General features: G+C 71.4%; 24 protein-coding genes. 14 read left to right on the top strand and 10 right to left on the bottom strand.

The features are described 5' to 3' along the window. Positions 1–79: 79 nt before the first annotated feature. From HN013_RS09980 to HN013_RS09970, 3 genes are all read right to left on the bottom strand, one after another. Positions 80–628 (bottom strand): hypothetical protein, encoded by a 549-nt coding sequence (locus HN013_RS09980; protein WP_212764157.1) that lies wholly within the window; start codon positions 626–628, stop codon positions 80–82. 162 nt (positions 629–790) lie between these two features. Beyond that, positions 791–1,120 (bottom strand): helix-turn-helix transcriptional regulator, encoded by a 330-nt coding sequence (locus HN013_RS09975; protein ID WP_171165247.1) that lies wholly within the window; start codon positions 1,118–1,120, stop codon positions 791–793. Positions 1,121–1,212: 92 nt separating this feature from the next. Then, positions 1,213–1,677: a hypothetical protein gene (locus HN013_RS09970; RefSeq protein WP_171165245.1), complete on the bottom strand. Its 465-nt coding sequence runs from the start codon at positions 1,675–1,677 to the stop codon at positions 1,213–1,215. Between the two features lie 238 nt (positions 1,678–1,915). Between HN013_RS09970 and HN013_RS09965 the strand changes: the two genes are divergently transcribed. The 3 genes from HN013_RS09965 to HN013_RS09955 all read left to right on the top strand — a co-directional run bounded on the left by HN013_RS09965 (position 1,916) and on the right by HN013_RS09955 (position 3,691). Beyond that, the gene (locus HN013_RS09965; protein ID WP_171165243.1) at positions 1,916–2,770 is read left to right on the top strand and encodes a helix-turn-helix transcriptional regulator; all 855 of its coding nucleotides are present in this window, start codon (positions 1,916–1,918) and stop codon (positions 2,768–2,770) included. Between the two features lie 11 nt (positions 2,771–2,781). Next, positions 2,782–2,982, top strand: coding sequence for a DUF397 domain-containing protein (locus HN013_RS09960; RefSeq protein WP_171165241.1), 201 nt, complete (start codon positions 2,782–2,784; stop codon positions 2,980–2,982). A 295-nt stretch (positions 2,983–3,277) separates the two neighbouring features. Beyond that, on the top strand, positions 3,278–3,691 hold the full coding sequence (locus HN013_RS09955) for an NUDIX hydrolase (protein ID WP_171165239.1): 414 nt from the start codon (positions 3,278–3,280) through the stop codon (positions 3,689–3,691). A gap of 34 nt (positions 3,692–3,725) precedes the next feature. On the opposite strand, the gene HN013_RS09950 is transcribed toward HN013_RS09955, so the two are convergent. Continuing rightward, a complete protein-coding gene (locus HN013_RS09950; protein WP_171165237.1) occupies positions 3,726–5,003 on the bottom strand; it encodes an ATP-grasp domain-containing protein in 1,278 nt (425 codons plus the stop codon). Between the two features lie 238 nt (positions 5,004–5,241). Between HN013_RS09950 and HN013_RS09945 the strand changes: the two genes are divergently transcribed. Then, entirely contained in the window at positions 5,242–6,636 is a 1,395-nt protein-coding gene (locus HN013_RS09945) for a WD40 repeat domain-containing protein (protein ID WP_171165235.1), read from the top strand. Between the two features lie 37 nt (positions 6,637–6,673). On the opposite strand, the gene HN013_RS09940 is transcribed toward HN013_RS09945, so the two are convergent. Continuing rightward, positions 6,674–6,844, bottom strand: a complete 171-nt coding sequence (locus tag HN013_RS09940) for a hypothetical protein (RefSeq protein WP_171165233.1) — start codon at positions 6,842–6,844, stop codon at positions 6,674–6,676. Positions 6,845–7,121: 277 nt separating this feature from the next. Here HN013_RS09940 and serC point away from each other — a divergent pair, with 277 nt between their 5' ends. From serC to HN013_RS09925, 3 genes are all read left to right on the top strand, one after another. After that, positions 7,122–8,240, top strand: coding sequence for a phosphoserine transaminase (gene serC, locus HN013_RS09935; RefSeq protein ID WP_171165231.1), 1,119 nt, complete (start codon positions 7,122–7,124; stop codon positions 8,238–8,240). 99 nt (positions 8,241–8,339) lie between these two features. After that, entirely contained in the window at positions 8,340–8,777 is a 438-nt protein-coding gene (locus tag HN013_RS09930) for a hypothetical protein (protein WP_171165229.1), read from the top strand. Between the two features lie 61 nt (positions 8,778–8,838). After that, positions 8,839–9,357 (top strand): DinB family protein, encoded by a 519-nt coding sequence (locus tag HN013_RS09925; protein ID WP_171165227.1) that lies wholly within the window; start codon positions 8,839–8,841, stop codon positions 9,355–9,357. 108 nt (positions 9,358–9,465) lie between these two features. Here HN013_RS09925 and HN013_RS09920 read toward each other — a convergent pair whose 3' ends face one another. The 3 genes from HN013_RS09920 to HN013_RS09910 all read right to left on the bottom strand — a co-directional run bounded on the left by HN013_RS09920 (position 9,466) and on the right by HN013_RS09910 (position 11,863). Continuing rightward, the gene (locus HN013_RS09920; protein WP_249374870.1) at positions 9,466–10,920 is read right to left on the bottom strand and encodes an amino acid permease; all 1,455 of its coding nucleotides are present in this window, start codon (positions 10,918–10,920) and stop codon (positions 9,466–9,468) included. Positions 10,921–11,087: 167 nt separating this feature from the next. Next, a complete protein-coding gene (locus HN013_RS09915; protein WP_171165225.1) occupies positions 11,088–11,408 on the bottom strand; it encodes a multidrug efflux SMR transporter in 321 nt (106 codons plus the stop codon). A 65-nt stretch (positions 11,409–11,473) separates the two neighbouring features. Continuing rightward, positions 11,474–11,863, bottom strand: a complete 390-nt coding sequence (locus HN013_RS09910; RefSeq protein WP_171165224.1) for a multidrug efflux SMR transporter — start codon at positions 11,861–11,863, stop codon at positions 11,474–11,476. 133 nt (positions 11,864–11,996) lie between these two features. On the opposite strand from HN013_RS09910, the gene HN013_RS09905 reads away from it, so the two are divergent. The 4 genes from HN013_RS09905 (at position 11,997) to HN013_RS09890 (ending at position 14,386) form a co-directional block, all read left to right on the top strand. Beyond that, entirely contained in the window at positions 11,997–12,473 is a 477-nt protein-coding gene (locus tag HN013_RS09905) for a MarR family transcriptional regulator (RefSeq protein WP_171165338.1), read from the top strand. A 59-nt stretch (positions 12,474–12,532) separates the two neighbouring features. Then, entirely contained in the window at positions 12,533–12,868 is a 336-nt protein-coding gene (locus tag HN013_RS09900; RefSeq protein WP_171165222.1) for a deoxyxylulose-5-phosphate synthase, read from the top strand. Between the two features lie 181 nt (positions 12,869–13,049). Next, a complete protein-coding gene (locus HN013_RS09895) occupies positions 13,050–13,871 on the top strand; it encodes a putative protein N(5)-glutamine methyltransferase (RefSeq protein ID WP_171165220.1) in 822 nt (273 codons plus the stop codon). A gap of 212 nt (positions 13,872–14,083) precedes the next feature. Next, positions 14,084–14,386: a cupin domain-containing protein gene (locus tag HN013_RS09890; protein WP_312018553.1), complete on the top strand. Its 303-nt coding sequence runs from the start codon at positions 14,084–14,086 to the stop codon at positions 14,384–14,386. Between the two features lie 28 nt (positions 14,387–14,414). On the opposite strand, the gene HN013_RS09885 is transcribed toward HN013_RS09890, so the two are convergent. Continuing rightward, positions 14,415–15,425 (bottom strand): winged helix-turn-helix domain-containing protein, encoded by a 1,011-nt coding sequence (locus tag HN013_RS09885; protein ID WP_171165218.1) that lies wholly within the window; start codon positions 15,423–15,425, stop codon positions 14,415–14,417. A gap of 475 nt (positions 15,426–15,900) precedes the next feature. On the opposite strand from HN013_RS09885, the gene HN013_RS09880 reads away from it, so the two are divergent. Both HN013_RS09880 and HN013_RS09875 read left to right on the top strand, forming a co-directional pair. Beyond that, complete coding sequence (locus HN013_RS09880; protein WP_171165216.1) at positions 15,901–16,542, top strand: DinB family protein; 642 nt, start codon at positions 15,901–15,903, stop codon at positions 16,540–16,542. Between the two features lie 82 nt (positions 16,543–16,624). Further along, positions 16,625–17,602 carry an aldo/keto reductase gene (locus HN013_RS09875; RefSeq protein WP_171165215.1) on the top strand — a complete coding sequence of 326 codons (978 nt, stop codon included), beginning with the start codon at positions 16,625–16,627 and terminating at the stop codon, positions 17,600–17,602. A 158-nt stretch (positions 17,603–17,760) separates the two neighbouring features. On the opposite strand, the gene thpR is transcribed toward HN013_RS09875, so the two are convergent. Next, positions 17,761–18,324: an RNA 2',3'-cyclic phosphodiesterase gene (gene thpR / locus HN013_RS09870; RefSeq protein ID WP_171165213.1), complete on the bottom strand. Its 564-nt coding sequence runs from the start codon at positions 18,322–18,324 to the stop codon at positions 17,761–17,763. Positions 18,325–18,342: 18 nt separating this feature from the next. Between thpR and HN013_RS09865 the strand changes: the two genes are divergently transcribed. After that, positions 18,343–18,894, top strand: a complete 552-nt coding sequence (locus tag HN013_RS09865) for a GNAT family N-acetyltransferase (protein WP_249374868.1) — start codon at positions 18,343–18,345, stop codon at positions 18,892–18,894. The last annotated feature ends 76 nt before the right edge of the window (positions 18,895–18,970 follow it).

Below are 18,970 nucleotides of genomic sequence, written 5' to 3'. Positions count from 1 at the left end.
GTTTAACGGCAGCTCCTCGACAGAAGCCGTTCCGGTCTTTTCTGTCTGCTCCGCCGGCACCGTTCGGCCGGGGATCGCTTCACGGGCAGCCGTCAAGAGCGCCCGCTCTCCCTTCCGGCCGTATCTCGGCGGTCTGCTCGATCTGGTCGTCGAGCAGGTTTTGGGCGATGGCCGCGTAGCGGCTCGCGGCGGTGTGGGACAGGTTGAAGACCAGGGCGAGATGCAGTGGGTCGGTGCCGACGGTCAGTGCCTCGTGAAGTACCCGGTCGCCGTAGATGCGTTCGAGGTAAACGCCGTGGTGCAGCAGGTGCCGTTTAAGGTATTCGGGGCTGACGGGCCCGGTTCCCAGGGCTGTCTTCGCGTTGATCAGGACGTGCCGGTTGGGGGTCTTCGGCCAGGTGGCCCGGCGCTGGTCGAGCCAGGCCAGCAGCGCCTGGTGGGGAAGTTCGCCGAGCCGTTGGCCATGTCCGGCGATGGTGATCCTGCGGTTGGGCATGTCGAGGTCGTCCAAGGTGAGGCGACGGATGGCCGTAGCGCGGGCCGCGTGGACGGCAGCCAGGGCGACGACAAGCCGTTGCGCCGGGGTAACGGCGATCCGCTGGACGGCGAGCACTTCGTCGTCGGTCATCGGCAGCAGGCTGCGTGGGATGTCCTCCGTCCTGAGCCGGGTGGTGGGGGTGGGACGCCCGCCTTGCGCCGGTGTAGGAGGCCAAGCCCCGGCACTTGTTGTCGCAGTACGCCCGGTCCAGCCGGGAGCCCGCGGGCAGCAGCTTGCCGCAGTGCACGCAGGTCATCGCGGTGGCAGAGACCTGCCGGTGCGAGGACGTGGGGCGACGGCGCGCGGCTGGCCCACCGCAGTGGCCTGCGAGTCCGCCGCCGACGCCGGGGCCGGGGCCGGCACCCGCTCCGGCTCGGGCAGCAGCAGTTCCTCGACTCCGCATCCGAGCACCGCGCAGATGACGTCGAGCTCATCGAGCTTGACGGTGTTCGGCTGACCGGGCCAAAGCCCCGACATCTTCCCCGCGCTGATCACAACGCCACGCTCGGCGAGCATCCGCTGGAGTTCGCCGGCCTTCCAGATGCCTCGGTTGGCGGCCGCCAGACGAAGGTTCCACTTCACTGGGCCAGTCCCTGGCACTCTCAGTGGTGCCAGGACCCGAGAGACGAACGCGGAACTCTGGGACTAGTGCTCACCACACCGGATGCGGTGCTTCACATGATGCTGTCGGTCCTGCTGGTGCCGGTACTGCCGTCCAGCGCGAACCACACCCGCCGTCCCATGACCCGGTGCTCGGCGTCCCACTCCCATGTCACCCCGGACGCGGCCGACAGACGTCGCACCAGCGGCAGTCGGAGCGCCTCGCCGGACGACGGCCGCCGGCGGCCGTCGCGCGTCCGGTCGGCGTCCAGGACGGCGAGGACCACGCGGTCCCGGTCCACGAAGACGTCGACGTGCACGTGGGGTGAGGCCGTCCCGGACAGGACGGCGGTCACCGCGTCCGAGACGCAGAGCCGCGCGTCGTCGACGAGCGTGGCGTGGTCGGCGTTCAGCACGACCCGTACGACGTCACGGGCGAGGCGCGGCGTCGTCGCCCGGGCCGGCAGGCTGAAACGGTAGGTCGGCGTCGCCGCGGGGCCGGGGTCGGCCGGGCGGGGGCTGAGCCGAGCTGTACTCATGGGCACTCCCTCACGGTCCGGTTCCGCGCACGGCGCCGCCCGCGACCCGGCCACCTTCGTCCTTGATCAACGGGCTGGCGGTTGGCGTCACTTCGAGTCTCCGGGCGCGCTGACGCGGCGCTGGAAAGAAGGTAGTGGCAAGCATGCCCCGGAGCAAGCATGTCCACGACGCTGGAGTTGCGACTGGACCCATGCCACGGTTAGCAGGACACTCGCACCGGACCAGGGGAAGGGACTCATGCCACCAAGGGACAACCCGACCGCGCGACAAATGCGGTTGGGCGTCGAACTGCGCAAGCTGCGTGAGCAGGCCGGGAGGACCGCCCGTGAGGCGGCCGGACTGCTCTCCACCGATCAGGCGAAGATCAGTCACATCGAGGCCGGCCGCGTCGGCATCAGCGAGGAACGGATCCGGCGCCTTGCCAGCTTTTACATGTGCGATGACGCTTCCCTGGTGGAAGCTCTGTGCGCCATGACCCGGGAACACCGCGGGCAGTTCTGGTGGGACGAATACCGCGGTGTGCTGGCCCCCGGGTTCCTCGACATCGCGGAGCTCGAACACCATGCCACCACCCTCACCTCCGTTCAGAGCGTCACCATTCCGGGGCTGCTTCAGACCGAGGAGTACGCTCGCGCGCTCTTCAGCGCCGTGCACCTGAAACTTCCCCCCGAAGAGGTCGGGGCTCGCGTCGAGCACCGCATGCGGCGGCAGCAGATCATGGACGCCGACGAGCCCCCCGTACTCGCCGCGACCATTCACGAGGCCGCGCTGCGCATGCGCTTCGGAGGGCGGAAGGTCACAAGAGACCAGTTGGAGAACCTGATCGAGAAGTCCCAGCACCCCAGTATCACCGTTCGAGTCATCCCCTTCACCAGCGAAGAATTCATCGAGGTGACCCATCCCGTGCTGTACGCAGGAGCGTCAGTTCCCCAGTTGGACACCGTGCGGATCGACATGCCGTTCGGCGGCCGCTTCCTGAGTTCGGAGAGGGAGCTGGAAAGGTACCGCCAGCTGATCGGCATCGCCGGAGACGCAGCGCTCGACCCCGAAGAGTCGAGACACTTCATCCATCACATCGCAAGGGACCTGTGAGAGACCGGAGAATGACCAGACACATACCGTGGCAAAAGTCTTCGTTCTCCGGAGGCGGCGGTGAGGACTGCATGGAAGTCGCCGCCCGGGGCGAGGACGTCCTCATACGGGAGAGCGACCTGCCGAAGGCGGTCATCATCACAGGCAGGGGCAACCTTGCCGCGCTACTCACCTGGGTGAAGTTCGGGGAGTCGGATCAGCCCACCCCCTGAGGCCCGCTGTCCCCCTGGTCGGCCCCCTCACCTGCCCCCTTCCGTGACGGTCGGGGGCTTCGTCATATGCCAGTTCCAACCTTGCCCCGTAGCATGGTTGCCGCCTCGCCTCGGCGAGCGCTACCTTCCCCGTACGTCGCGCCGCAATCGCAGCCCAAGCAGCCACGCTGCTGCCTGCGGTTCGGCGAACTCCCTGCCCCTGCCCTCCGCTTGACGTGCGGCGGGAGCCGAAGGGCCGCCCTTTTACGTGGCGGACGCCCGGAAGCCACCCACCCAGGTAAGGAAGTGCGCACCAATGCCCCCCACCCCCCACCCCTCCGGCTACGCCCACATCACCGACGACAACAACCGCCTGCTGCTGCTCAAGGAGGACGGTGGCCGCTGGCGCCTCCCCGGCGGCCCGGCGATCGCCGGTGAGTCGGCGCGTGACGCCACGACGTACTACGTGCGCCGCGACCTCCGGATCCGTGTCACCCCGAGGTTCGTCCTCGACATGGACCTCCAAGGCGCCCGCACGGCCTACCTGTTCGCGTGCGGAACGCTGCTCCCGGACGAGGCCGCGCAGATCAAGCTGCCGTGCTCGGTGTCGTCGACGGTCGTCGCGTGGGCGTTCACGGACCCGGCCGACCTCGTCGACCACATCGCCCCCGACGAAACCCGCCTCCTCCGCACCGCGATCAGGGTGCTCAAGGGCACGGACAGGGCGTAACCCGGCTCCCTGGGCCCGCCGTTGAGATGCACGATCACGCGGCGTCCGCCCGGAGTTCCGGAAGGAGCTCGTCGTGCACCGCCCCCATGTCGAGGCGCGGCAAGGCAAGTTCGGCGCGGAGCCCGTCGAGCCGGTCCATGAAGGTTCGGAGATCCGCCGCCGGGCAACGGATCAGCAGTTCGCCGAAGTCCTGGCCGTGGTAGGCGAAGTGGCGGGTACGGACCACTTCGAAGCCGCTCACGCCGGGGCCCGCCCATGCCGGGCCGGAGGCGAGGGCAGGAGCGACCGGGATCTGGGCGGCGCAGTAGGGGTGTTGTTCCAGGGCCCGGGCCCTGTCGGCCGACCACCTTCCCCGGAGGATGTCCTGGAGGCACTGGAAGGTGTTGCAGCCGGACGCCGCGGTCGAGATGACTGTGGTTCCTGACGTCCGAGGGTTTATCTCGATGACCTGGTACGACCCGTCCACATAAATCATTTCGACTTCTATGGCGCCGCACACCTCAGCTTCGGTGGACAGTTTGCGCAGCTGCCGGGCAACAGGGAGGAAGTCGGTCTCGGCCTGTTGCCTTCGGGCGCAGATCCGGACCCGTTCGCTCATCAGCGTCGGTGCGCCTCCGGTCGCTCCTTTCCAGACCAGGGGCTGGAGGATGTAGTTTCCGTCGTGGCCGATGATTTCCACCGAACAAAGCTCTCCGCTGAGACACTTCTCCAGCACGACGCCGGCTTCGGGAGGCTCGTCGAGGAACCGCCGCATCGCCGCGGCGTCCTCGATGAACAGGATGCCCTCGGCGCTGCATCCCCACAGGGGCTTGGCCAGGAGGGGATACCCCAGCCGGGCTGCCTTTTGTTCGATGAAGTGCCGGTAGGCAAGGCCTGACCAGGTGTTTCCCTTGAGGCGGCCGGCTTCCAGGAGCTCTCCGCCCGGTGTTTCCAGGCCGAAGTCCCGGACGATCCGGCGGGTCTCCCACTTGTCCGAGAAACGGGCGGTGATCTCCTGGCCGTGCATCACCATGGGAATACCGATACTGCGGAGCGTTTCGCCGACGGCCGCGTCGCGCACGGAGTTCTCATCGGGCCACGACAGGGAAATGGCGCCGTCCGCACCCCACCGGCAGATGCGCTCGACGAATTCCTCGCAGGTGGCCTGGGGTGCCAGCAGTTCGAATTCCGGACAGTAGGCGGAAAGGTCACCGGGATCTTCGGTGCAGAAGAGCTTGGGGCGGGTGCCTCCGACTGCACCTGACGTCACTTCTTCGACATAGGGGGAAAGCCACTCGATATCGAAGGACCGCAGGAACGCAATCTTTTCCACTCCGGCCTCCCTGGAAGCACTGGGAGCAGCAGTGCCGCTCCAGAATGCGGCACGCGGTGCGATCCCGCACCCGCAGCCCCTTGTCCGGCGCGTCACCGGCCGCATCGCCCCCTCCACGGGGCCCGCCTCCTCCGCGCCACGGCGGGGGTCCTCGCCAACGGAAGCTCCGGCCCGCGATGTCAGTGCCGTGTGTCAACCTCGTTCACTGTTAAGGCACTTACTTCCGGGAGGGAAGACGATGTCGACCGACATCTACGGCGTGCGGGTGGTTTCCGTCAGCCCACAGGAACTACAGGTCAGATTTCAGGTCTTCGTGGTCTACTACGACACGGAGGTCCGGACGTATTCCCCCGTCTCGGATGACCTCGGATTCTTCTTCCATCTGCTCTGGGAGGGAGCGTCCGGCTATTGCGGGACACACCGGGACGGGCCGCTGAGCAAGCTGGTGAACGTCCACACCCTGGGGAACCACGCATGGGTCGACGCCAACGCGCGCCGGTTCATCTCCGGAGTCGAGCACGTAGCCACCCGCAACCATCCGCCCACGGACGAACAGTGGGGCCGGCTGAGCGACTTCTACTACGAGCGCGGCGGAGCCTGGAAGGACGAAGACCTGCTGGTCCAGTCCACCTACGACGTGCGGGTCACGGACCGGCGCTGGCTGGAGCCGCTGCGCGTGGGGGACGCCTGGGGGACGACGGCGTTCCCGCTCAACGCGGACACCTGGACGGCCGGGGACGCACCGCACATCCCGGACCTGGAGCGTCCCGCGGTCACGCTGCGTCCGTTCACCACGGCCACCGGGGACCTCAAGTACGACCACCTCGCCCAGGTGGCGTTCTCCGACGACGGCAGCTATCTGGCCACGGCCAGCGACCAAGGGCGCGTCTGGGTGTACGACACCACCGACTGGACGGAGGTCGTGCACACCTCCGCAGGTGACGTCTGGGACGCGCCCGTCACGATGTGGGTACCGGGTGAGCACGTCCTCACGGTCAAGAGCAGCGGAGAGCCGGGCGACTCCGGGATCCGGCCGCAGTGGGCCTTCGACGTCGACGCCCGGAGGGAGGTGGAGATCCCCTTCCAGGAAGGACACCTCCGTTCGCGGGACGGCGCCTACCGGATCGGCCCGAACGAGACCGGCGACGGCAGCTACGACCTGCTCCCCACCGAGCGGTCGCCCCACCGGCACATGTCGCACGCCGGTCACTGGGATCCGGTCCAGTGCGCGGACTTCGCCGGGGACGGATCCCGGCTGTTCCTCGCCGCGGAGGAGAACATCTACGTCGTCGACCCGGCGACGGGAGAGGTCGTCGACAGGGTCGCGGACGCCTCGGACAGGCTGTACTCGCTCGCGTCGAACCCCGACGGCGGCTACGTGGCCGTCGGAAGCGCCAGCCGGAAGCTGGGGTACTTGAGTCTCGGCAAGACACCGCCGCACGAGATCTGTGTGTGGCGGATGGCCGACAAGAAGATCGTCCTGGGGCGGCACCTGAAGACCTACGTCAACGGTCTCGCCTGGTCACCCGACGGGCGATGGCTGGCCGCCGCCCTGGAACCCACCGCCATGGGCAGCTTCAACCGCGGCCGGACCGAGCTCGTCATCTTCCCCATGGGGCCTGCCGACGAGTGACCGCGGGGCCGGGACCCTACGTCCCCTCGTCGCCCGCTCAGCCGTCCAGGGCGCCGGATGCGTCGGACCCGTCGGCGGGGTCGGTCAGCAGATCGGCCGCTGTCCGGGCCGCGGCCCCGGCCGGTGCGACGGCCGGCCGGACGACGAGCGGGCCGGTGCGGCGGGAGGTGGCGGTGACGGCGGCGCCGCCCCAGCCGAGTTCGCGCACGGGCGGCGCCGTTCAGCATCCGCGGGAGGCGCGGTGGCGTTCAGGAGCGCCCGGGCGGCGGCTTCGGTGTGCTCCCGGGCGGTGTGCTCCCGAACGGTGTGGGCCGGGAGGAGACCGTCCCGGGTGGGGCCGCGCCGGCGACGCCCGCCCCGAGGCCCCCGGCGGGCGCCCCGCCGTTCCCGTCGTGCTCAACCATGGCTCCCGGCCTGCCCGAACGCACGTCTCAGCCGCTGGACATTCCGCCACCCGCGGGCCTCCGACGGATTAGGCTGCCCCCGTGGCTGACATCCAGATTCCCGCCGACCTCAAGCCCGCCGACGGCCGTTTCGGCGCCGGCCCGTCCAAGGTGCGTCCGGAGGCACTGGCCGCCCTGGCGGCCACCGGAACGTCCCTGCTCGGTACGTCCCACCGCCAGGCGCCGGTGAAGAACCTGGTCGGATCCGTCCGCGAGGGCATCCGCGCGCTCTTCTCCCTCCCCGAGGGCTACGAGGTGATCCTCGGCAACGGCGGCTCCACCGCGTTCTGGGACGTCGCCACGCACGGGCTGATCGCGTCGAAGTCGCAGCACCTGTCGTTCGGCGAGTTCTCCTCGAAGTTCGCCAAGGCCGCCCGGCTCGCCCCCTGGCTGGACGAGCCGACGGTCGTCTCCGCCGACCCCGGCACCCACCCCGAGGCGCACGCCGAGGCCGGCACCGACGTCTACGCGTTCACCCACAACGAGACGTCGACCGGCGTCGCCATGCCGATCCGGCGCGTCGAGGGCGCGGACGACGGGGCCCTCGTCCTGGTGGACGCCACCTCCGGCGCGGGCGGCCTGCCCGTGGACATCGCCGAGACGGACGTCTACTACTTCGCGCCGCAGAAGTCCTTCGCCTCCGACGGCGGCCTGTGGATCGGCGTCTTCTCCCCCGCCGCCCTGGAGCGCGCCGCCCGGATCCACGCCTCGGGCCGGCACGTCCCGGAGTTCTTCTCGCTGCCGACCGCGATCGACAACTCCCTGAAGAACCAGACGTACAACACCCCGGCCCTCGCCACCCTCTTCCTCCTCAACGAGCAGCTGGAGTGGCTCAACGGGCAGGGCGGCCTGGACTTCGCCGTCCGCCGGACCGCCGCCTCGGCCCGGACGCTCTACGGCTGGGCCGAGGCGTCCAAGCACGCCACCCCGTTCGTCACCGACCCGGCCAAGCGGTCCCAGGTCATCGGCACCATCGACTTCACGGACGACGTGGACGCGGCGACCGTCGCGAAGACGCTGCGCGCCAACGGCATCGTCGACACCGAGCCGTACCGGAAGCTGGGCCGCAACCAGCTGCGGGTGGCGATGTTCCCGGCGATCGACCCGGCCGACGTCGAGGCGCTGACGGCCTGCGTGGACCACGTGATCGAGCGGCTCTGAAGCAGACACTCATCCACTGATCGGTGGGGTGGCGGTCCCCCGGTCATCCCTGCCGTCGGGTGACCCGGCGTGCGCGTTCCGGCGCGCACGCTGGAGGGCATGAACACGGAATCCGCCAAGCGGCTCAGGGACGCGGCCATCGCGACCGGAGTTCCCCTGCCGGAGTGCGATCACTACGAGGTCACCGTCAGCAACCGGACGTCCCATGCGCTGGTGCTGACGTCGAAGGCGGTGGCCGGGTCGTTCGACGAGGCCCCGGACGAAGGACACGTCCTCCGTCCCCGGGAGTCGGACACCTTCCGGGTCACCTCGGTCCACTTCCCCTGGGAGTCCGGCGCGGCCGCCATCCGATACCGGATGAGCGACGCCCCCGTCACCTTCACCGCGACGGGCGGCCCGCCGGGCAGCCCTGAGTCCGGCGGCACGCTGGAGGGTCCGGGCTGCGAGCACTACGACTGCACCGCCGGCGGCGGTCGCGACGGTAACAGCCTCCTCATGCTGGAAACGGCCATGGATTCACAGATGATGGGCATGTAGGGGACCTGTGTGTCACCGCCCGCCGCCCCCAATTGTCAGTGGTGCGTGGGAAAGTGGCGGCATGACGACGACGCCCGACGGCCGCACCGTCCCGCCCCCGCTCGCCGGTGAGCGCGAGGCACTGGAGAGCTGGCTGGACTTCCACCGCGCGACGCTCGAAGGGAAGTGCAGGGGTCTCGACGACGAACAGGCGCGCCGGACCTCCGTGTCCCCCTCCACGATGTCCCTGCTGGGGCTGGTCCGGCACATGGAGATAGTGGAACAGAACTGGTTCCAGCGGGTGTTCGCCGGCCGGTCGGTGACGGGGGTCCCGCCGCACGCCGGCTTCGACCTCGACCCTGGTCAGGGGATGGACGACGCACTGGCCGCCTGGCGGGCCGAGGTCGCGCGGGGACAGGAGCTGATCGCGGACGTGTCCCTGGACGACGTGTGCCGGCTGCCGCCGGAGGAGGCCGCGATACTGGGGGCGGAGGAGGTCTCCCTGCGCTGGATCCTCATCCACCTGATCGAGGAGTACGCACGGCACAACGGGCACGCGGATCTGCTCCGGGAGGCGATCGACGGGACCACGGGCGCCTAGCCGGGCCGGGCTGTTCCGGATCCCGGGCCGCCGGGCTGTTACGGATCCCGCAAGCCCGCCCGCCCCACGGTTGCGCCGCGGGGTGGGCGGGCCGGTGGCCGGAAACCCTCAGCGGGCGGTACGCCGCCGCAGGCCCAGCCACCCCAGGACGAGCAGCACGACCCACACGCCCATCACGTACAGCGCCACCCGGGTGTCCGAGCTCCACGCGATCAGTACCGTGACCAGGGCGAAGAACGCGAGCGCCAGCAGGTTCGTGTAGGGGGCGCCCGGTAGGCGGTAGGGCGACGCCTCCGCGGCGCCGGCGGCGACCGCCCGGCGGTAGCGCATATGCGTGATCAGGATGATGCTCCACACCAGGATCGCGCCGCCGGTCGACACCGAGGTGATGTACGCGAACGCGTGCTCCGGGTCGAGGGCGTTGATGAGCACGCCGATCCCCATGGCCACCGCGGACACCCACAGCGCCGCGGCCGGCACCCCGCGCCCGGTCAGCCGGGAGAGCGCCTTGGGGGCGTGGCCGTTGACCGACGCGGTGCGCAGCATACGGGCGGTCGAGTAGAGGCCGCCGGCGTTGCAGGAGGACAACGCGGAGGTGAGGACGATGAAGTTGACGATGCCCGCCGCGGCCGGGATGCCGATCTTCGCGAAGGCGGCGACGAACGGGCTGACCCCGGGGTGGAACTCGGCCCAGCTCACCACGGACAGGATCACGATCAGGGTGCCGATGTAGAAGAGGCCGAAGCGCACCGGGAGGCTGTTGATGGCACGGGGGATGTTCTTCTGCGGGTCCTCGGCCTCGCCCGCGGTGACGCCGACGAGTTCGACGCCGAGGTAGGCGAAGAGCACGATCTGGAGGGTCATCAGGGACTGGTGCACGCCGTTCGGCGCGATCCCGCCGTCCTTCCAGAGGTGGGTCACGGAGGCGGTGTCCCCGACGTCACCGAACCCGATCACCAGGACGCCGACCCCGATGAGGATCATGCCGACGATCGCCACGACCTTGATGAGCGCGAACCAGAACTCCAGCTCACCGAAGGCCTTGACCGAGATCATGTTGACCGCCAGCAGCACCACGAGCGACACCAGCGCCGTCTGCCACTGCGCCACCCCCGGGAACCAGTACTTGACGTACTGCCCGGCCGCGGTGATCTCGGCCATGCCGGTGGTGACCCACATGATCCAGTAGGTCCACGCGGTGGCGTAGCCCCAGAACGGGCCGAGGAACTCCCGGGCATACTCGGCGAAACTGCCCGAAACCGGTCGATGGGTGAGCAGTTCACCCAGGGCGCGCATGACGAGGAAGAGCACGGCTCCCGCCACCGCGTACCAGATGATCAGGCTGGGCCCCGCCTGGGATATCGCGGTGCCCGCGCCCAGGAACAGGCCCGTGCCGATGGTGCCGCCGATGGCGATCATCTGGATCTGCCGGGTGCCGAGTCCCCGCTTGTACCCCTCGGGGGATCCCTCGGGGGAGCTCTTCGAGAGCGACGCACTCCCCCCGCCGGACACCGTGGGCACGGCGTCGGCCGGCGTCTTCCCGCCCGCTGTCGGTGGCTGCATGCAACAGAACCCTTCTCGATCCTCTGTGACGATCCGCGTCCCCTCGTCTCGTCCGAGTACGCACAGATCTTGGTCTCGCGACCCTAGGTACGCATTTCGGCCAGCCACAAGTGTTTTCGGGATCTTCACGCAGGACGAGGTAACAGGTCACACCGTGTGCGCCGGGCTCATGCCCCGGCGGCCAGCTTGAGCGTGACGACGCCCGCGACGATCGCGGCGAAGGACAGCACCTTGGGCAGAGTGATCTTCTCTTTGTAGATGACGGCACCCAGGATCACGGTGCCGATGGAGCCGATGCCCGTCCAGATCGTGTACCCGACGCCGACGTCGAGGGTCTTCAGGGCCTGACTGAGCGTGAAGATCCCGCAGGCCGCGGCGAGCAGGGTGAAGACGGACGGCCAGAGCTTTGTGAAGCCCTGGGTGGCGTTGGTGCCGAGCGCGAAGGCGATCTCGAAGACGATGGCGACGGCGAGGAAAGCCCAGGCCATGACGGTGCTCCTTGGGGACGGCTGCGACGGACGGTTGCAGGGGAAGCGGGGAGGGGGTGTACGGGTCAGGCGGAGGCGCCGGTCGAGGCCGTCCGCCGGCCGGCGGCCGCGCCGTCGGCGACGGACGCGCCGCCGGTGAACCGGTCGGCGAGCTTGAGCCCCAGGACGCCGCCGATGATCAGGACGAAGGCGAGCACCTTCCAGGCATTGACCGGCTCGTCGAAGATCACCGAGCCCAGGACCACGGTGCCGACGGACCCGATGCCCGTCCAGACCGTGTAGCCGACGCCGACGTCCAGCGTCCTGAGCGCCAGGCTCAGGAAGAAGATCCCGCCGGCGGCGGCCCCGGCGGTCAGGAGTGACGGCCACAGCCGGGTGAAGCCGTCGGTGGCGTTGGTGGCGAGGGCGAAGACGACCTCGAAGACGGCGGCGACGAGCAGATGGATCCAGGCCATGGTTCCGGCTCCTCCAGAGCGTACGGCGCTTATTTGCATGTATGTGCATGTTCTTGGGTGCGAGAAAAAGCATGCATGTACAAGTAACCTTGTGTCAACGCCGTTCGCCGCCCGCCGACCCCTGGAGCCGGAGATGCCCTCGCCGTCCACACCACCCTCGCCGTCCGCCCCGATCACCGCCCCGGCCTCCGCGGACTCCCGGATGTGGCATCGCTTCCTCGCCCTCCACGCCCACGTCGAGCACCGCCTGAGCACCGCGCTCCAGCGCCACCACGGCCTCGGCCTCTCCGAGTACCGGGCGCTGGGCTTCCTCGCCGCCGCCCCCAGGAACGAGCTGCGCATGCAGGAGCTGGCCGACCGGCTGGGGCTCAACCAGAGTTCGGTGACGCGCCTGGTCGGCCGGCTGCACGCGGCCGACTTCACGTACCGGGACGTCTGCGCGGACGACAAGCGCGGCGTCTACACCGTCCTCAAGGACGCCGGCCGCGCACGGCACGCGGCGGCGACGGCGACGTACGAGGCCACGCTCACCGCCGCGCTGGAGGAGGCGGCGGAGGGCGACGCCGGCGCGGGCACGGCGGTGGCGGCCCTGCGGAGCGCCCTGGGCTGACGCACCACCGAGGGGAAATGGCGTCGCGCACAGGCCGGAAGCGCTCCTACGCTCTCCCCATGCCGCCCGCGAAGACCTCGCACGTCTGCCTGCCCTGCCGGGCCTCGTACAAGCAACCCCGGCTCGGGACGGGGGAGTCCGCGCGGCGCTGTCCGCGCTGCGCCGGGCCGATGATCGAGGCCGGTGCCGCGTTCCAGCCGCCGCGCCGCGGGGACACGGCGGGCTGGCGCGTCCTCTCCGTCCTCCTGAACGCGGGCGTCCGCTTCCGGATGGGGTGCTCCGACGGGCCCGGCTACCGCCCCCGCACCCTCTCCGAGGTCCGCGAGCGGATGACGTACGCGCGGCGGACCGGGGAGCCGTTCGCGCGGGCGCTGGTGCGGCCGGAGCTGCCCTGAGCACCCGCCGGGCCGCCCGGCGGTGTGTCAGGTACAGTGACGCTGTCCCGGACCGGGCACGAAACGAGGAGGTGAGACCCATTACCGCAGTGGCAGGTCGGGTGCTCCCGCCTCGGAACGTCGCAGCCGTACCGGCGTAGACGATCCCCGGGAGCGCTCCACGGACTTCCGGAAGGCTCCCATGTCGGCTATCCCCTCCTCTTCTCTCCTCCTCCCCACCTCCTCCTCCGTCGTCGTCACCAGGCTGCGCGCCGCCGGGTGCGTCTTCGCCGAGGAGGAAGCCGAGTTGCTGCTCTCCGCGGCGGACTCCCCCGCCGCGCTCGACGCCCTGGTGGAACGGCGCGTCGCCGGGCTCCCCCTGGAACACGTCGTCGGCTGGGCCGAGTTCTGCGGACTGCGCGTCGCCGTGGACCCCGGCGTCTTCGTCCCCCGCCGCCGCACCGAATTCCTCGTCCGGCAGGCCGTCGCACTGGCCCGGCCGCGCGCCGTCGTCGTCGACCTGTGCTGCGGTTCGGGCGCGGTGGGCACGGCGCTGGCCGCGGCCCTGGACTCCCCCGAACTGCACGCCGCCGACGTCGAACCGGCCGCGGTGCGGTGCGCCCGGCGCAACATCGGGGCGGCGGGGCGGGTGTACGGGGGCGACCTCTACGCGCCGCTCCCGGCGGACCTCCGGGGCCGGGTGGACGTCCTGGTGGCCAACACCCCGTACGTGCCCACCGGCGAGATCCCCCTGCTGCCCCCGGAGGCGCGCGACCACGAGCCGCGCGTGACGCTCGACGGCGGCCCGGACGGCCTGGACGTGCAGCGCCGCGTGGCCGCGGAGGCGGCACGGTGGCTGGCGCCCGGCGGCCGCCTGCTGGTGGAGACGAGCGAGCGCCAGGCCGTGCGGTCGATGGCGGTCTTCGCCCGGGCCGGGCTGATCCCCCGCCTGGTGAGCTGCGACGACCTGGACGCGAACGTCGTCGTCGGAACCCGGCCGGGGCGCGGCGGACGCCGCTCCTGAACCGGGCGCCGCTCCTGCACTGGGCACCGCTCCTGAGCTGACGCCACGCCTGGACGGACGCCACTCCTCACCGGACCGCCCCGCCGGACGACGGACCGCCGGACGACGGACCGCCCGTCATCCTTTGCCGAACGGTCAACCGGCGGGCGGCCCGGAGCACCTAGGCTCCGGAGCGTCCCTTGAACCCCTCGTTCCCAGAGGAGACGTGCGCCGTGCACCCGACCGACCTGACCGCGACAGCCGCCCAACTACCCCTCGCCTGGAGTAGCTTGACGGTCAGTCAGACAGAAACGGCCCGCGTCAAGGTGCTGCGGATGGACGGGCGGCCCGTCCCGGAGGAGCGGCACGACGACCCCGAGGCGCTGCTCGTCCTCGACGGCCGGCTCCTGCTGACCGTCGACGGGCACCCGGTGACCGTCGGCCCCGGCGAGCTGTACGAGGTCCCGGCGCGGACGCCGCACGCGGTGCGGCCGGGCAGCCGCGGCACGCTGGTGATCGTGGAGCGGCGGAACTGACCGCGCGGCCGGTATCCGGCGATCGCCCTCAGGCGGGCCCGTTCTCCAGCAGCGCCCGCCCCAGCGGCGTCAGTTCGTGGTGCACCGCCGAGCCGGCGCGCCGGGTCGTGATCAGGCCCGCCGTCCGCAGCACGGTGGCGTGCTCGCTCGCCGACGCCGGGGAGACGCCCGCGCCGCGCGCGAGCTGTGCGGTGCTGCCGCCGGTCGCGGCGGCGGCGAGCACGCGGGCCCGGGTGCGGCCCATCAGGGCCTCCAGGTGGGCGAGTTCGCCGGGGCGGGTGCCGGCGGGAACCAGTACGGACCGGTAGGCGCCCGGGTCGCGGGCGACCGGGTAGCGCACTTCGAGGGGGGCGTCCGGGTCGGCGCTGTCGAGGCGCATGACCGGGGCCGTGAGGAAGAACGTGGGGGTGAGCAGCACCCCGCGGCCGCCGAGGTGCAGGTCGACGTCCATGGTGCAGGGCGCGTGCAGGACCGGGGACTCCCAGCGCAGGCTGGGGTGGAGGCCGGCGAGCAGCCCCTCGACGCCGTGGTCGGCGAGGACGCGGGCGCGGTGGGTCCGGTCGGCGTGGGCGGAGGCGGCGAGCTGGGGCCAGTAGGGCGCTATCGCGGCGTCGTAGTAGGCCCGGAACCCGCGGTCCACGAGCAGGGCGGCCTCGCGGTCACCGGTGTGCAGGTCGCCTATCCACCGGGGCACCGTGGGCCGCCACTCCTCGGTGACCGACAGGTCCGCCGTCCAGATCCGGCGCGGCATGCTCCACGTGGACCGCAGGCTGTCCTCCAGCGACGCCGAGCCCCGCACCCGGATGAACGCCTCGGGGACGTACTCGTCCAGTCCCGCGGGCGCCAGCTCCAGCAGCGGGCGGACGGCCGGGCTCAGCCGCCGCAGCGACCGCTGCCGCCAGCCGTCGAGGGCGGGCGCGCCCAGCCCGGGGCTCTGGAGCAGCGGCAGGCTGAAGGTCGCCTCGGCGAGCGGATCGGGCACGGGCGTGATGCGCACCCGGGCGAGGTCCTCGGCGTCGAAGTGCACGCGCAGTGTCATGGATGGCCGACCTCCCACCGGTCTGGGCGCGGAAAACGCGGGGACGGGGCGGGCCCCATAGCGGAGTGCAACAGTACATACCAGACAAAGAAGCCCGCTCTCTTGCCTATGGTAAGGGCGCTCCGCCACCCGTATTCGGCCAGGACCGAAGAGCTTTGCAAGTGCGGACGCCCCTGTTCCACACTCCCGGAGCGGGCCGCCTCCACATCGGCCCGCGCGCCGCGGCCACGCGGCGCGAGTCCAGGTGCCTCGTCGACCATTGGGGGGCGACGGGGATGCTGGGGGGCACACCTGGACGGTCGGAAGGGCACCGTCCCGCGTGGGGGCGGGACGGCGCCCTTCCACTTGGCGGCGGCAACCCTTCCACTTCGCGGCGCCGCTCCGGCATCCGCCCACCCGGTCCGCGGCACCCGCCGCCCGGTCCGCGCGCAAAAGTCCCTGTCCGGCACCCCGCCCATGACGGTACGGTCCCGCCATGCCCACCCCCCTCACCTCCCCCGTCGCCGCGGACGACCTCGACCTCGCCGTCCGGCTCGCCCTGGCGGCCCTCCGCCCGGCCGACCCGGCCGCCTGGGACCGCCCGGCGGGCGGCCTGGAGTGGACGTGCTGGGAGACCGTCGAGCACTTGGCCGACGATCTCTTCGCCTACGCTGTCCAGCTGGGCCCCCGGCGGCCCCCGACGGCCGGCGAGGTCCCGTTCGTCTGGGAGAGCCGCCGTCCCGGCGGGCCCCGGAACGCCGTCCACGCGGACCGCTCCGCCGGGCCCGACGGCCTCCTCCAGGTGCTGGAGGCGTGCGGCGCGCTGCTGACCGCCATGGTCCGGACGGCCTCGCCGGACGTCCGCGCGCACCACTGCTTCGGGCTGTCCGACCCGGCGGGCTTCGCGGCCATGGGCACCGTCGAGACCCTCCTCCACACCTACGACCTGGCCACCGGCCTCGGCCTCCCCTGGCACCCGCCCGCCGGCCCGTGCTCCCGCGCCCTCGCCCGGCTGTTCCCGGACGCGCCGGACGGCGCCGACCCCTGGGCCACGCTGCTCTGGGTCACGGGCCGGGGCGACCTGCCGGGACGGGAACGGGTCACCGAGTGGCGCTGGGACGCGCGGGTCCGGGAGTAGCGGCGCGTCGGCGGCCCGGGGCGCCGCGCCCTCGAAAGAGTCACCCTTGATTCGGGCCCGCCGCAGGGCGTTGGCTGGACGCATGGAGTACACGCAGCTCGGGCGCACGGGACTCAAGGTCAGCCGGATCGTTCTCGGGACGATGAACTTCGGACCGCACACCGACGAGGCCGACAGCCACTCGATCATGGACGCCGCGCTCACCGCGGGCGTCAACTTCTTCGACACCGCGAATGTCTACGGCTTCGGCGAGGACCGCGGCCGGACCGAGACGATCATCGGGAGCTGGTTCGCCAAGGGCGGGGGCCGGCGGGACAAGGTGGTGCTCGCGACCAAGGTGTTCGGGGCGATGGAGCCGGGGTCGGAGGGCGAGTGGCCCAACCGCTCGCGGCTGTCGGCGCTGAACATCCGGCGGTCGGTGGAGGGCAGCCTCCGGCGGCTCGGGACGGACCACATCGACGTCTACCAGTTCCACCACGTCGACCGGGAGACGCCGTGGGAGGAGATCTGGCAGGCGATGGACGTCCTCGTCCAGCAGGGCAAGATCCTCTACGTGGGCTCGTCCAACCTCGCCGGCTGGCACCTCGCACAGGCCAACGAGACCGCGCGGCGGCTCGGCACGTACGGGCTGGTCAGCGAGCAGTGTCTGTACAACCTGGTGGAGCGGCGGGCCGAGATGGAGGTCATCCCGGCGGCGCGGGCGTACGGGCTGGGGGTCGTCCCCTGGTCGCCGCTGGGCGGCGGGCTGCTGGGCGGCGCGATCCGGCGGGCGGCGGAGACGGGCCGCTCGGCGGAGGCGCTGGCGAACACGGCGGTGCGGGACCGGATCCAGGCGTACGAGGATGTCGTCGACGCCCACGGCCTGGTCCCCGGCGAGGTGGCCCTCGCCTGGCTGCTGGCGCAGCCGGGGATCACCGGGCCGATCGTCGGGCCGCGCACGGCCGAGCAGCTGGGCTCGGCGCTCAAGGCGGTCGAACTCGATCTTCCGGAGGAGCTGTTGGCCTCGCTCGACGAGATCTTCCCGGGGCCGGGGGCCGCGCCGGAGGCGTTCGCCTGGTGATCCCCGGCTGCGCCCGGCAGCCAGGCGGGGGGGGCGCCGGGCGGACGGCTCAGCGCACGGCCGCCACCACGGCGACGACGACGAGCATCAGGGCGAGCGCACCGGTCATGATCCGGTTCCTGGTCTTCGGGTCCACCCCAGAAGCCTAACCGGCCCCCTCAGCGCCCCAGGGGCCAGGACCGCACGGTCTCGTACCGGGGGCGCTCCCCCGGCACGCCCGAGCCCGGGAGCCGGCTGCGGACGAGCTCCAGGGTCTCGGCGCGCCAGGGGGAGCCCGCGAAGCCGGCGAGCGCGTCCGCGTACGGCCGGAGGGCGATCCGTCCGGTGGCGCGGGCGAGCGTGAGGTGCGCGTGGAACGGGTGGGACTCGTCCACGGCCACGCCGGCGCGCCGGGCGGCGGCGCCGGAGGAGCGGGCGAGGGCCCGCAGGGTGGCGAGGTCGCCCTCCGCCCCCGCCCACAGCACGCGGTCGCCGAACCGGCCGCCCCCGGCGAGCCGCAGCTCGTGCGCGGGGTGGCGGTGGGCGGCCCGGCCGAGGCGTTCGATGAGCTCCGGCAGCAGCGACTCGTCCACCTCGCCGAGGAAGGCGAGCGTGAAGTGCCAGGTCGCGGGTGCGGACCAGCGCAACCGCCCGCTGTCGGACAAACCGTGCAACCCGGCTGCGGCGGTGGCCAGTTCGTCGAGCGCTGCCTGCGGCGGAACGACGGCGACAAAGAGACGCATGGCGCTTAGTGTGCCGGGATGGAGAACAAAACACAGGCGACCGGCCGTCCGGTCATCAGGAAGGGCGGGGTGGACGACCTCCCCGCGATCCTCGCGATGCTCGACGGCGCCGTCGAGTGGCTGACGTCCCAGGGGCGCACGGGACAGTGGGGCTCCGAGCCGTGGTCGTCCCGGCCGTCGACGGTGAAGAAGGTCAGGGACATCCTGGAGACGGGCACGCCGTGGCTCGCCGAGGTCGACGGGGTCCCCGTGGGCACGCTGACGCTGGCCACGGAGCCCACTCCGTACATCGACCCGGTCGACGAACCGGAGATGTACATCCAGCTGCTCGTCACCGACCGGCGCCACAAGGGCCGGGGCATAGGCTCCGCGCTCCTGGAGCACGCGGTGGCGGAGACCCGGCGGCGGGGCGTCGACCTGCTGCGGGTGGACTGCTACGCGGGCGACGACGGGCAGTTGGTCGCGTACTACCGCGGCCAGGGCTTCGTCCCCACCGAGACGTTCACGGTGGGCGAGTGGCCCGGGCAGCTGCTGGAGCAGCGGGTGGGCCGGGGCGGGACCGCCGTCTGACGCACGGTCCCGCCGGAGGGACCGCGGCGGGACCGCGACGGGCGCAGGGAAGCCGCCCGTCGCGTGACCACGACCG

It is taken from the genome of Streptomyces sp. I05A-00742, assembly GCF_013055795.1.
Taxonomy (GTDB): Bacteria; Actinomycetota; Actinomycetes; order Streptomycetales; family Streptomycetaceae; genus Streptomyces.
This window is presented reverse-complemented; position numbering and strand designations above follow the sequence as displayed.